The sequence below is a fragment of the Streptomyces sp. NBC_01635 genome (assembly GCF_045209715.1).
GTDB classification, from domain to species: Bacteria; Actinomycetota; Actinomycetes; order Streptomycetales; family Streptomycetaceae; genus Streptomyces; species Streptomyces hirsutus.
This window is the reverse complement of the sequence record NZ_CP109277.1, coordinates 3,116,302-3,129,458: the sequence shown is the minus strand read 5'-3', so window position 1 is coordinate 3,129,458 and position 13,157 is coordinate 3,116,302. Positions and strand designations below refer to the sequence as shown.

11 protein-coding genes are annotated in these 13,157 nt (G+C 72.0%); 7 read left to right on the top strand and 4 right to left on the bottom strand.

Features of this window, described 5'->3' with window-relative positions:
* Positions 1-302: 302 nt before the first annotated feature.
* Positions 303-2,177: an AMP-dependent synthetase/ligase gene (locus tag OHB56_RS14750; RefSeq protein WP_406353728.1), complete on the top strand. Its 1,875-nt coding sequence runs from the start codon at positions 303-305 to the stop codon at positions 2,175-2,177.
* A gap of 257 nt (positions 2,178-2,434) precedes the next feature.
* Here the strand turns inward: OHB56_RS14750 and OHB56_RS14745 are convergent, their stop codons facing one another.
* Together OHB56_RS14745 and OHB56_RS14740 are read right to left on the bottom strand one after the other, a co-directional pair.
* Positions 2,435-3,796, bottom strand: coding sequence for a hypothetical protein (locus OHB56_RS14745; RefSeq protein ID WP_406353726.1), 1,362 nt, complete (start codon positions 3,794-3,796; stop codon positions 2,435-2,437).
* A 122-nt stretch (positions 3,797-3,918) separates the two neighbouring features.
* Positions 3,919-4,548 (bottom strand): DUF4291 domain-containing protein, encoded by a 630-nt coding sequence (locus OHB56_RS14740; RefSeq protein ID WP_406353725.1) that lies wholly within the window; start codon positions 4,546-4,548, stop codon positions 3,919-3,921.
* 58 nt (positions 4,549-4,606) lie between these two features.
* Between OHB56_RS14740 and OHB56_RS14735 the strand changes: the two genes are divergently transcribed.
* The 4 genes from OHB56_RS14735 to hemW all read left to right on the top strand — a co-directional run bounded on the left by OHB56_RS14735 (position 4,607) and on the right by hemW (position 8,980).
* Entirely contained in the window at positions 4,607-4,786 is a 180-nt protein-coding gene (locus OHB56_RS14735) for a hypothetical protein (protein WP_406353724.1), read from the top strand.
* Between the two features lie 186 nt (positions 4,787-4,972).
* Entirely contained in the window at positions 4,973-5,350 is a 378-nt protein-coding gene (locus OHB56_RS14730) for a nuclear transport factor 2 family protein (RefSeq protein ID WP_406353722.1), read from the top strand.
* 179 nt (positions 5,351-5,529) lie between these two features.
* Positions 5,530-7,680, top strand: a complete 2,151-nt coding sequence (locus OHB56_RS14725) for a SpoIIE family protein phosphatase (protein WP_406353720.1) — start codon at positions 5,530-5,532, stop codon at positions 7,678-7,680.
* Positions 7,681-7,747: 67 nt separating this feature from the next.
* The gene (gene hemW, locus OHB56_RS14720; protein WP_055591674.1) at positions 7,748-8,980 is read left to right on the top strand and encodes a radical SAM family heme chaperone HemW; all 1,233 of its coding nucleotides are present in this window, start codon (positions 7,748-7,750) and stop codon (positions 8,978-8,980) included.
* 121 nt (positions 8,981-9,101) lie between these two features.
* Here the strand turns inward: hemW and OHB56_RS14715 are convergent, their stop codons facing one another.
* Both OHB56_RS14715 and OHB56_RS14710 read right to left on the bottom strand, forming a co-directional pair.
* Positions 9,102-9,914, bottom strand: a complete 813-nt coding sequence (locus OHB56_RS14715; RefSeq protein WP_406353718.1) for a DUF3097 domain-containing protein — start codon at positions 9,912-9,914, stop codon at positions 9,102-9,104.
* Positions 9,915-9,957: 43 nt separating this feature from the next.
* Positions 9,958-10,683, bottom strand: coding sequence for an MBL fold metallo-hydrolase (locus tag OHB56_RS14710; protein ID WP_055591660.1), 726 nt, complete (start codon positions 10,681-10,683; stop codon positions 9,958-9,960).
* Positions 10,684-10,843: 160 nt separating this feature from the next.
* Here OHB56_RS14710 and hrcA point away from each other — a divergent pair, with 160 nt between their 5' ends.
* Together hrcA and dnaJ are read left to right on the top strand one after the other, a co-directional pair.
* The gene (hrcA, locus tag OHB56_RS14705; protein ID WP_326752683.1) at positions 10,844-11,860 is read left to right on the top strand and encodes a heat-inducible transcriptional repressor HrcA; all 1,017 of its coding nucleotides are present in this window, start codon (positions 10,844-10,846) and stop codon (positions 11,858-11,860) included.
* Entirely contained in the window at positions 11,861-12,997 is a 1,137-nt protein-coding gene (dnaJ, locus tag OHB56_RS14700) for a molecular chaperone DnaJ (RefSeq protein ID WP_326752682.1), read from the top strand. It abuts the gene before it with no gap.
* Positions 12,998-13,157: the final 160 nt, after the last annotated feature.

Sequence of the window (13,157 nt, the reverse complement as noted above, 5' to 3'; positions counted from 1 at the left end):
GGAGTGAGGCCCGTCGTGCGCGCGCACGACGGGCCTCGGCGCGTTCGCGGCAGGTCCGCGGGCGGCCCCGCAACCGGCCCGTCGTCGGTTCCGTGGTGGCCCGTGAGGTGATTCTCTGTGCGAAGTGACAGGCCGTGACCCCTTACGCAGCCGCCGGTGGGCCTTTACTCTGTCCCTGCCCGACGGTTACTCGCGAGTTAAACAAGGGTACGTGAGCGTAACCGGCCGACCACCACCCGCATGCCAGTCGTACACCAGCCGCATCTGAGCCAGCCGCACCGTCGCGGGCCCCGGAGGATGTCTTGAGCGACACACAGACTTTGATCGAGAACCGGCCGCCGAGCGTGGCGACCCTCTTCCTGGAGCGTGTCGCCGCCACACCGGACGCCGAGGCGTATCGCTACCCCGTCCCGTCCGCCAGGGGCGAGGGCCCCGACGACTGGAAGTCGCTCACCTGGGGCGAGGCCGCCGAGCGGGTCACCGCCATCGCGGCCGGTCTGATCGAGCTGGGCGTGAACCCGGAGGAGCGGGTGGCGCTCGCCTCCGCCACCCGGGTGGAATGGGTCCTCGCCGACCTCGGCATCATGTGCGCGGGCGCCGCCACCACGACGGTCTACCCGCAGACGAACCTCGAGGAGTCCGCCTACATCCTGTCGGACTCCGACAGCCGGGTGCTGATCGCGGAGAACGCCGAGCAGGTCGCCAAGGCGGTGGCGAAGCGCGCCGAGCTGCCCCACATCGGCCATGTCGTGGTCATCGACACGGACGGCGTCGAGACGGACGACTGGGTGATCAGCCTCGCCGAGCTGGAGCGCCGCGGGGCGGCCCGGCTGGAGAAGGACGCCGGTCTGGTCAAGGAGCGGGTCGCCGCGATCACCAAGGACCAGCTGGCCACCCTCATCTACACCTCGGGCACCACCGGCCGCCCCAAGGGCGTACGCCTGCCGCACGACAACTGGTCGTACATGGCTAAGGCGATCGCCGCGACCGGGCTGGTCGAGGCGGACGACGTGCAGTACCTGTGGCTGCCGCTCGCGCACGTCTTCGGCAAGGTGCTCACCTCGGGCCAGATCGAGGTCGGACACGTCACCGCCGTCGACGGCCGCGTCGACAAGATCATCGAGAACCTGCCGGTGGTGCAGCCGACCTACATGGCGGCCGTGCCCCGCATCTTCGAGAAGGTCTACAACGGGGTGGCCGCCAAGGCGCGGGCCGGCGGCGGCGCCAAGTACAAGATCTTCCAGTGGGCCGCCGGCGTCGCCCGCGAGTACGCCAAGGCCACCCAGGACAACTTCCGCCGCACCGGCACCGCCAGTGCCCCCTTCGGCCTCACCGCGAAGTACAACGTCGCCGACAAACTGGTCTATGCCAAGATCCGCGAGGCGTTCGGCGGCCGCCTGCGCGCCTGCATCTCCGGGTCGGCGGCCCTCGCACCCGAGATCGGCTACTTCTTCGCCGGCGCCGGGATCCACATCCTGGAGGGGTACGGCCTCACCGAGTCCTCCGCGGCCTCCTTCGTCAACCCCGGCGAGGCCTACCGCACCGGCACCGTCGGCAAGCCGCTGCCCGGCACCGAGGTGCGCATCGCCGACGACGGCGAGATCCTGCTGCGCGGCCCCGGCATCATGGAGGGCTACCACGGGCTGCCCGAGAAGACCGCCGAGGTCCTGGAGTCCGACGGCTGGTTCCACACCGGTGACATCGGCGAGCTGTCGCCCGACGGCTACCTGCGCATCACCGACCGCAAGAAGGACCTCATCAAGACCTCCGGCGGCAAGTACATCGCGCCCGCCGAGGTCGAGGGACAGTTCAAGGCGGTGTGCCCGTACGTCTCCAACATCCTGGTGCACGGCGCCGACCGGAACTACTGCACCGCCCTCATCGCCCTCGACGAGGCGGCCCTCGCGCCCTGGGCGCAGGAGAACGGCCTGGAGGGCAAGTCGTACGCGGAGATCGTCGCCGCGCCCGCCACGGTCGAGATGGTCGACGGCTACGTCAAGCGGCTCAACGAGGGTCTCCAGCGCTGGCAGACCATCAAGAAGTTCCGCCTCCTGCCGCGCGACCTCGACATCGAGCACGGCGAGATCACCCCGAGCCTGAAGCTGAAGCGTCCGGTGGTGGAGCGGGAGTACAAGCACCTGATCGACGAGATGTACGCGGGCGCCCGGGAGGCCTGAGCCGCACGGGACGCTCCGTAGGCGTGAACACCGGGGCGGGGCCCGGACCGATCCGGTCCGGGCCCCGCCCCTTCCGCGCTGAGAAGCGTGAGCAGCCGACAGTCGGCAGCGGGCAGCCAAATGACACTTGAGCACCACGCGCAACATCCCGATCGTCGATGCCTGGGGGAGACGACTCGTCCGGGCAAGTCACAGCGAGCCGAGGAATCTCCCGACGGCTGTGGCGAATTCCACCGGGACGGTCTCGTGGACCGGAATCACAAGTCGGCAGCGGTGAGTATCCGGTACATCGATGAGAGCCGCACCGCGGAGTTGGCAGCGGCGTCGTCGGCGACCTCGGGGTCCGCATCCGACAGCAGTCGCTCCAGCAGCGCTTCCGTGATGTTGGGGTGACGGGCGACCCCGCGGCGCAGGGAGGGCTCGACGTCGTCGGCGAGTCGCTGAAGGGACGTCACGGGCAGTTCGGGGTCCTGCAGAGCGACGTAGCGCACGTGCGGGCTCGGTTCGTCGACGAACGTGCGCAGCGTGTGACGAGGGAAGTTGGGGTGGTCGACGAGCAGCGGTCGGATGTGGAACACCTCGCCGTGGGAGCGGACCAGCCGTTCCAGGACTTCCGGTGGCGCATCCGGCCGACGGGCGGCGGTACGGCGGACCATGAGTTCCCGATCGTTGTCCAGCCGGTGCCATGCCTCTTCGGGCAGGTCGTGGCAGGAGGCCAGCACACGCCGGAATGCCGCGTACGGGCAGTCCAGGTAGGTCATCCGCTCCTCGAGGGGAACCTCGCGCAGCCACGTCGGCTCGGCGAAGTTCCAGTTCAGAGCCACCTCGGCATCGATGCTTCCCTCCACGCGTTCGGCTTCCACGAGCGCGTACAGCCTGTCCCGGGTTCCGGCGTCCACATGGCGGCTCCGCGCCACCGCGACGCGTACGAGCGGGTCATCGACGCCCAGGAGCCGGGCGACCATCTCCGCCGACAGGTGCGGGTTTCCCGCGACCGCCCGATGGACCGTCTCGTCCTCGCTCCGCATGAGCTGTTCGAACTGGTCCGAGGTGAGGGGGACGTAGCGTGCCACGTTGGCGCGCACGGCAGGGTCGGCGAGGCAACGGTCCCTCCACTCGGGCGGGACACCAGGCTGCTCGTGCTCGGTGGCGGCCGCGCGGACCTGTGGATCCGGGTCGGCGAGCAGACCCTCCTGCACGGCGGGAGGCCGGTCGTACCAACTGCGCGCGACCGCGCCGCGCAGCTTCGGACTCGGCGCACCGGCGAGCGCCGCCCGGGGCCGGCCGTAGGCTTCCTCCAAGGCGTCGATGCCGATCTGAACCCCAAGGTCCACCGTGTCCCGGACGAAGTCCGGGTACGCGTCACGGATCGCTGGATCGGGATGCTCGGCGACCCTGCGGCGCATCGCCGGGGAGATCTGGTCCCCGTGGAGGACTGTCGCGGTTCTCCTGTCGCCGTGCGTCAGCAGGGCCTCGACGACCGCGTCCGCCAGCCGCCCGCGACGCAGTGATATCCCCTGCCGGCCGGCAGGATGTGCGGCCAAGCGCACCAGTACGTCCTGCGGGGCCGCCGGGTTGCGCCCCAGCCCGGACAGTCGCGGATGAGCGAGACTCGTCATGCGCTCAACCTAATCGGTCCTGCGTGTGCTCCTAATGGCCCACCTGCTGCCCCGGGCCGGCCAGGGAAGCCGTCTCGGACCGGTGCTTGGCCTTACCGGCCGACTCAATTGGCGGGCCCGGCTCATCGGTACAGGTGGGCCAAGCTCTCCTCGCGCACGGGGTAAGGGCGTTCACGGGGCAGGAGCTGCCGTGCGGCGTCCAGGTCCCCCTCCCGTACGTGCTCGTGGACCGTGTGGGCGAGTGGCGTGACGTCGGTGATGCGGACGGTCCACTCATCGGCGTAGAGACGGGCGGCTTCGCCGGCGAGGCCGAGCTGGAGGGACCGGTGGGGAAGCGGCCGGAGGAGCAGGTCGCGTTCGGGGTCCCATTGCACCCGGGCCGGGGCCCGCTTCAGTTGTCGCTTCCAGGTGGCGCGGTCGGCGTGGAGCCCGTGCTCGTAGTGGGACAGGCAGGCGTGTGCCAGTGCCCACTCGAAGCCTTCCCGGGTGATCTCGACGGCGAGGACGGTTTCCTGGCCTTCCTTGGCGCCCCATCCGCAGCGGTACATCATCCACGGGAACGACGGCTTGATCCACGTCATCCGGTCGCGTTGCCACACCGGGGGGAAACGGCCTCCCTCGGCCGCCGGCAGACCGATCTCCGGCGGGTACGCCTGGTAGACGGTGACCGTGGAGTCCGTGTGCAGGGCGCGGATCCGGTACTTGGGTTCTGTCACGGGAACAGGGTGGGCACGCTGTCTCGCGCGCGCCATCGAATTACCGGGGCGTGGCCCCGCCCCTTCCCGCTGAGGCCCCGTACGGAATCGACCGGTGACCGGCGTGGCCGGCGCCGTCGGCGGATACGTGGTCGAGCCGGCCGTGGCGGACGGGCTGGATCTCGTCGCCGGCGCCTCCGCACGTGACCTCGACCCGGTGCGCGGATCCGGAGCCGACCACGTGGTCGAGCGTGGCTCCGAGACGGCCGCTCGTGCAAGGGAGTTGATTCCCTGACCGCTACCGACACACTGGGCACCCTTCGACGTCGGGCCGAGAACGGAGTGCTGCCCTTGCGCGTCGCCGAAGTCCTGCCGGCCGTCGAGGCGCGGACACGTGAGGCACGTGGGGCGCACGTCCGCGCCGCGCCCGGCCGGGCGGGAACCCGCCCCTTCCGTCAGTGGCGCGGTGCAGGATGCGGTCATGGAATCCGCAACCATTGTCCGGATGCTCTGGGACCGCATGCAGGACCGGGACTGGACAGGCGTCGGCAAGCTGCTGGCGGCCGATGTCGTCGTGGAGTGGCCGGTCAGCGGTGAACGCATCCTCGGCCGGGACAACTATGTGCGCGTCAACGCGGAGTACCCGGAGGGATGGTCGATCGACGTGCTCCGCGTCGTGTCGTCCGGGGACGAAGTGGTCTCCGAGGTCGAGGTCCCGCATGCCACGATGGGCGTTCACCGGGTGGCGTCCTTCTGGACCGTTCGCAACGACCTGATCATCGGCGGTCGCGAGTACTGGACGGAGCTCGGCGCGGACCCTTCGCCCGCGTGGCGGGCCCCCTACGTCCAGCGCATGTGAGCGCTCCCCCGTGATTGCTCGAAAGTGATCGATTTTCGGCCAGTTCTTGACCGAGTGTGGGGCGCTGTTCCCGCTCTCAGCGGTCCACTTCGGTAACTCGTTGCTTATGGGTAGGGTCGGTCTGTCACCCTGACGGCATTGATCGCGGTGTATTCGTACGAACAGTCCGGGAGCTGCCCATGGGGGCCATTCCGACGCAACGGGAGATCTCGCGTGCCGTCTCGGAGGCGTCCGCGCAGGCGTGCGCACGGGCGGACGCGACCCTGTCCGGCGGCCCCCTCGCCCCGGGGTCCGCGCGAGCCCTGGTGCGGGCGGCGCTCGCCGAGTGGACGGAACGCGCGCTGCCCGGTACCGAGCACCTCACCACCCGGGCCGGCCACGACGCCACGCTCATCGCCAGCGAACTGGTCACCAACGCCGTCGTGCACGCCGGGACCGAGGTACGGCTGAGTTGCCGGCTCGAGGAGGAGACCGGCGCGCTCGTCATCGAGGTCGCCGACCGCCACCCCTCCCGCTCCCCGCGCGACAGCGAGCCGGACGCGCCGTCCGGCGAGAGCCCCGAGTACGGGCGCGGGCTGCGGCTCGTGGCCGCGCTCTCCGAGGCCTGGGGGATCACCTACCGGCCCGGCGCGCACACGAAGTCGGTCTGGGCCCGCATCCCCGCCCGGGGCCTCGCGACGGACAGCACGGACGACGTGGACGACGTGGGCGACGTGGGCGGCCTCGACGGCTCGGCCGGTACGGACGACTGGCTCGAGGCGTACGCGCACGAGGGGGAGCCGGAGCCGCCGCGCGGGGCCGGGGTGCCCGCCGCGCGGAGCGGGGCCGACGGGGAGGCGTGGAGCGCGTCCCGGCGGGACGGGGCCTGGCTGGGGCGCGGGGCGCTGTCGTTCCTGGCCGAGGCGTCCGACCTGCTCGCCGGGCAGCTCGACGAGGATCTCGTCGCCGCGCTCACCGGGCAGCTGATCGTGCCGCGGCTGGCCGACTGGTGCGCGGTGTGGCTGGAGGACGAGACCACCGGCCATGGCGACTGGAGCGACGGGGCTCGGGCCGGCGGGCCCCGCCTCGCCCGGGTCTGGCACGCCGACGAGAGCCGCGTCGAGGAACTGAGCAGGGCGCTCGAGCAGAACCCGCCGCCGCTCTCCGACCCGTTATGCCCCGGCCCGCTCGTCTACCCCTGGCCCGAGAAGGCGCTCGACCCGCCGCAGGCCGGCCTCGGCCCTCTGCCGGAGGGCTTCGGCCTGCCGGAGGCCCCTTTCGGCCTGCCGGAGGTGCCGGACGGGGCCCCGCCGTACGACTGCGGCGTCCCCGTGGCCACCCCCGGTGCCGCCCTCGCCTACCGTCTCGTCGCCGGCGGGCGGCCGCTGGGAACGCTGGTGATCGGACGGGCCGGGATCGGGCGGTTCCCGGACGAGGTCACCGGGCTGGTGGAGGACCTCGGGCGGCGTGTCGCGCTCGCCATCGGCGCCGCCCGGCAGTACGCCCGGCAGGCCACCATCTCCGCCGTGCTCCAGCGCGGTCTGCTGCCCAGCGCCGTCGCCGAGATCCCCGGCGTGCACTCCGCACTCGTCCACGAGCCCCTCGACAAGGGCGGACCGAGCGGCGACTTCTACGACCTGTTCCAGGCCGACGAGGGCCGCTGGTGCTTCGCGATCGGCGACGTCCAGGGCAAGGGCCCCGAGGCGGCCGTCGTCATCGGGCTGGCCCGCCCCTGGCTGCGGCTGCTCGCCCGTGAGGGCTACCGCGTCGCCGACGTCCTCGACCGCCTCAACCAGCTGCTCCTGGACGACGCCACGGAGGCCGCCGACGCCGCCGCCCGTGCCCTGGTCGCCGCCGGCGCCCGTCCGACCGCCCCCGGGGACGGGCCCCAGACCCGTTTCCTGTCCCTCCTCTACGGCGAGCTCACCCTCGTCGAGGACGACGACGGTGGCGGTGCCGGCGACGACGGCGGCACCGGCGGCCGTGTCCGCGCCCGCGTCACCCTCGCCTCCGCCGGGCACCCCCTGCCGCTGCTGCTCGCACCCGACGGGACGGTCCGTACCGTCGCCCAGCCGCAGACGCTGCTCGGGGTCGTCGAGGACGCCACCTACACCAGCGAGACCTTCGAGCTGCGCTCCGGCGACACCCTGCTCTGTGTCACGGACGGCGTCACCGAGCGGCGCTCCGGCTCCCGCCAGTTCGACGACGGGGACGGGCTCGCCACGGCGCTGGCCGGCTGCGTGGGACTGGACGCCGGCCTGATAGCGGAACGCATCAACCGGCTCGTCCACGAGTTCGGCGCGCGGCCGCCGGCCGACGATCTCGCCCTGCTCGTGCTCCAGGCGGACTGACGCCCGCGACGCGGAAAGGAAAGGAGACGCGGGAAAGGACCGGGACGCGTGCGGGACAATGGAGCACATGCCTTCCGCACTCCCCGACGGCGAGCCCGTCCCCGCCGACGGCGCGCTCCCCGCGTTCGCGCTCGCCGGGGCCGCCGACCGCCCCCTCGGGTTCTACCTGCACGTGCCGTACTGCGCGACCCGCTGCGGCTACTGCGACTTCAACACCTACACCGCCACCGAGCTGCGCGGCAGTGGGGGAGTCCTGGCGTCCCGCGACAACTACGCCGACACGCTGACCGACGAGGTCCGCCTGGCCCGCAAGGTGCTCGGCGACGACCCGCGCGAGGTCCGCACGGTCTTCGTCGGCGGCGGCACGCCCACCCTGCTGGCCGCCGACGACCTCGTACGGATGCTGGCCGCGATCCGCGACGAGTTCGGACTCGCGGCGGACGCCGAGATCACCACCGAGGCGAACCCGGAGTCGGTCGACCCCGCCTATCTGGCCGCCCTGCGCGAGGGCGGCTTCAACCGGATCTCCTTCGGCATGCAGAGCGCCCGGCAGCACGTACTGAAGGTCCTGGACCGCACGCACACCCCCGGCCGCCCGGAGGCGTGTGTCGCCGAGGCGCGGGCCGCGGGCTTCGAGCACGTCAACCTCGACCTGATCTACGGCACCCCCGGCGAGTCCGACGACGACTGGCGGGCCTCGCTGGACGCGGCCCTCGGCGCGGGCCCCGACCACATCTCGGCCTACGCCCTGATCGTCGAGGAGGGCACCCAGCTCGCCCGCCGCATCCGGCGCGGTGAGGTCCCGATGACCGACGACGACGTCCACGCCGACCGGTACCTGATCGCCGAGGAGACCCTGTCGGCAGCCGGATTCGACTGGTACGAGGTGTCGAACTGGGCCACCTCGGACGCGGGCCGCTGCCTGCACAACGAGCTGTACTGGCGCGGCGCCGACTGGTGGGGCGCGGGCCCCGGGGCGCACTCGCACGTGGGCGGGGTGCGCTGGTGGAACGTGAAGCACCCCGGCGCGTACGCGGCGGCCCTGGCCGAGGGCCGCTCGCCGGGTGCCGGGCGCGAGATCCTCTCCGAGGAGGACCGCCGGGTGGAACGCATCCTGCTGGAACTGCGCCTCAAGGAGGGCGTCCCGCTGTCCCTCCTCCGCGCGGAGGGCCTTCGGGCCGCCGACAGGGCCCTCGCCGACGGTCTGCTCCAGCCGGGCCCGTACGAGGAGGGGCGCGCGGTGCTGACGCTGCGAGGGCGGTTGTTGGCGGATGCCGTGGTCAGGGATCTGGTGGACTGATCACTGGGCGGAGTGAATCACCGCGGAACGCGGGTTCGGTCTCTCACCTGGTGCGTAGGCTGCCGATCGAAGGACGCGGCGGATGTGGAGGAGCTGAGCGAATCCGGCACCTTCCCGGGCGTCAGGCCCCACCGCTTTCCGTGACGAAATCGATCAGCTCCTCCACCCGCCCCAGGAGCTCCGGTTCCAGGTCCTTGTAGGACCGCACCCGTCCCAGAATGTGCTGCCAGGCCTCGCCGGTGTTCGCCACGCGCCACCCCAGGGCCCGGCACACCCCCGTCTTCCAGTCCTGGCCGCGCGGGACGCGCGGCCAGGACTGGATGCCCAGGGACGACGGCTTCACCGCCTCCCAGACGTCGATGTACGGGTGGCCCACCACCAGGGCGTGCTCACCGGTGACCGCCTCGGCGATGCGCGACTCCTTCGAACCCGGCACCAGGTGGTCCACCAGGACCCCCAGCCGCGCGTCCGGGCCCGGACCGAACTCCTCGACGATCGCCGGGAGGTCGTCGACGCCCTCCAGGTACTCCACGACCACGCCCTCGATGCGCAGGTCGTCGCCCCACACCTTCTCGACCAGTTCGGCGTCGTGCCGTCCCTCGACGTAGATGCGCCCGGCGCGCGCCACCCGCGCGCGTGCGCCCGGGACGGCCACCGAACCGGATGCCGTACGGGTCGGCCGGGACGGACCGGCGGCGGGCCGCACCAGCGTCACCACGCGCCCCTCCCACAGGAAGCCACGCGGCTCCAGGGGGAACACCCGGTGCTTGCCGAAGCGGTCCTCCAGGGTCACCGTGCCCGCCTCGCAGCGGATCACCGCACCGCAGAATCCGCTGCCGGGCTCCTCCACCACCAGGCCTGGCTCGGCCGGCACCTCGGGGACGGGCCGGGACTTCTTCCACCCCGGGGTCAGGTCAGGAGAGTACGAGCGCATTCCGATGACGATAGGAGAAGCCGGCCCCCGTTCGGCCGAAGGGTCAGCCCGACACGCCGACACGAGCCGCGAGGGCGTCGCGCTGGGCGCGTACGAACGCCGCGTCCACCGCCGCGCCGTGGCCGGGGACGTACACCGCGTCCTCGCCGCCCAGGGCCAGCAGCCGGTCCAGGGCGCCCGGCCACTGCGACGGCACGGCGTCGGGGCCCGCCTGCGGCTCGCCGGACTCCTCCACCAGGTCGCCGCAGAACACCACCGTCGGATCGCCGGGCACCAGCACCGCGAGATCGTGCGCCGTGTGCCCCGGTCCCGCGTTCGTGAGGAGCGCCCGCCGTCCGCCGCCCAGGTCGAGCATCCGTTCGCCGGGCACCGTGTGCCGGGGGCGGACCAGCGCGTCCACCGCCTCCCGGGCCGCCCGCGCGTCCAGACCGTGGCGCTCCGCGTCCGCGCGCAGCTCCTCGCGCCCCCGCGCCAGCACCGTGTCCAGGCCCACCGCGCCGAACACCTCCGCGCCCGCGAACACCGCCGCCCCCAGCACATGGTCGAAGTGGGGGTGGGTGAGCGCGAGATGCGTCACACGCCGCCCGGCGAGCGCCTGCGCCTCGGCCCGCAACCGCGCGCCCTCGCGCAGGGAGGAACCAGCGTCCACGAGCAGCACCGCGTCCGCGCCGACCACGAGCCCCACCGTGCAGTCCCAGACCGGGAGCCGGCACCGTCCCACTCCCGGCGCCAGCCGTTCCCATCCCGACTCTTCCCAAGCCACCGTCATACCGCGACGCTAACGGCCTACGGCTTTCGCCGCGCGACGGCGTGGGACCGGCCTTGCCCAGGGAGCACCCCCCGGCCGTACACTGGGCGGGGAGACTGGCACTCGCGTGCGAAGAGTGCCAGGGAAGGTACCGGGCGGACGGCTTCTGGAGGTGTGCGTGATGCTCAGTGAACGCAGGCTCCAGGTGCTGCGCGCCATCGTCCAGGACTACGTCGGCACCGAGGAGCCCGTCGGCTCCAAGGCCCTCACCGAGCGGCACAACCTGGGCGTCTCCCCGGCCACCGTGCGCAACGACATGGCGGCCCTGGAGGACGAGGGGTTCATCGCCCAGCCGCACACCAGCGCCGGGCGCATCCCCACCGACAAGGGCTACCGGCTCTTCGTGGACAAGCTCGCCGGCGTCAAACCGATGACCGCGCCCGAGCGGCGCGCCATCCAGAACTTCCTCGAGGGCGCCGTCGACCTGGACGACGTCGTGGCCCGCACGGTGCGGCTGCTCGCGCAGCTCACCCGGCAGGTCGCCGTCGTGCAGTACCCGTCGCTGACCCGTTCGACCGTGCGGCACGTGGAGCTGCTCCCGATGGCGCCCGCGCGCGCCATGCTGGTGCTGATCACGGACACCGGGCGGGTCGAGCAGCGCATGGTCGACTGTCCGGCGCCGGTCGGCGAGGCGACCCTGGCGGATCTGCGGGCGCGGCTCAACAGCCGTGTCGCGGGCCGCCGTTTCGCCGACGTACCATCCCTCGTCGAGGACCTCCCCGAGGGCTTCGACCCCGAGGAACGCGGTACGGTCTCGACCGTGCTCTCCACTCTCCTGGAGACGCTGGTCGAGGAGAACGAGGAGCGGTTGATGATCGGCGGCACCGCCAATCTGACCCGCTTCGGACATGACTTTCCCCTGGTGATCCGGCCTGTTCTGGAGGCACTTGAGGAGCAGGTCGTGCTCCTCAAGCTGCTCGGAGAGGCGAAGGATCCGGGCGTGACCGTCCGTATCGGTCATGAGAACGCCCACGAGGGACTCAACTCCACGTCCGTCGTGTCGGTGGGCTACGGTTCGGGCGGCGAGGCGGTTGCCAAGCTCGGCGTGGTCGGACCGACACGCATGGATTACCCGGGAACGATGGGAGCGGTACGAGCAGTGGCACGGTACGTCGGACAGATCCTGGCGGAGTCGTAAGTGGCCACCGACTATTACGCCGTACTCGGCGTACGCCGGGACGCGTCGCAGGAAGAGATCAAGAAGGCCTTCCGGCGACTCGCCCGCGAGCTGCATCCGGACGTCAACCCGGATCCGAAGACGCAGGAGCGGTTCAAAGAGATCAACGCCGCCTACGAGGTGCTGTCGGACCCGCAGAAGAAGCAGGTCTACGACCTCGGCGGCGACCCGCTCCAGCAGGCCGGCGGCGGTGGCGCGGGCGGCTTCGGCGCGGGTGGCTTCGGGAACTTCTCCGACATCATGGACGCGTTCTTCGGCACGGCGTCGCAGCGCGGTCCGCGCTCGCGCACCCGCCGCGGCCAGGACGCGATGATCCGCCTCGAAGTAGAGCTGGACGAGGCCGCGTTCGGCACGACCAAGGACATCCAGGTCGACACGGCGGTCGTCTGCACCACCTGCAGCGGTGAGGGCGCCGCACCCGGCACCACCGCGCAGACCTGCGACATGTGCCGCGGCCGGGGCGAGGTCTCGCAGGTCACGCGCTCCTTCCTGGGCCAGGTCATGACCTCGCGCCCCTGCCCGCAGTGCCAGGGCTTCGGCACCGTCGTCCCGAACCCGTGCCCGGAGTGCGCCGGCGACGGACGGATCCGCTCCCGCCGCACCCTGACGGTGAAGATCCCGGCCGGTGTGGACAACGGCACCCGGATCCAGCTGGCCGGCGAGGGCGAGGTCGGCCCCGGCGGCGGTCCCGCCGGCGACCTGTACGTCGAGATCCACGAGCTGCCGCACAGCACCTTCCAGCGGCGCGGCGACGACCTGCACTGCACGGTCACCATCCCGATGACGGCGGCGGCCCTCGGCACCAAAGTGCCGCTGGAGACGCTGGACGGCATGGAGGAGGTCGACATCCGGCCCAGTACCCAGTCCGGCCAGTCGATCCCGCTGCACGGCCGGGGTGTCACGCATCTGCGCGGCGGCGGCCGGGGCGACCTCATCGTGCACGTCGAGGTGCAGACTCCGGGCAAGCTCGACGTCGAGCAGGAGCGCCTGCTGCGCGAACTCGCCAAGCTCCGTGGCGAGGAGCGCCCGCTGGGCCAGTTCCAGCCGGGCCAGCAGGGACTGTTCTCCCGGCTGAAGGACGCCTTCAACGGGCGCTGACGGAGCCGTCGGACACGGGCGGGCGCCGACGGGCGCTTTTCCGCGGGGACCGGACGAGGTCCCCGCGGTGCCCTCCCGGAAGCGGCCCGCACCGAGGGGCAGGACCGGCTTCGGACCCGATGCCGCACCGTTTCCGGCCCTTCGCCGAACCGTCCCGGTC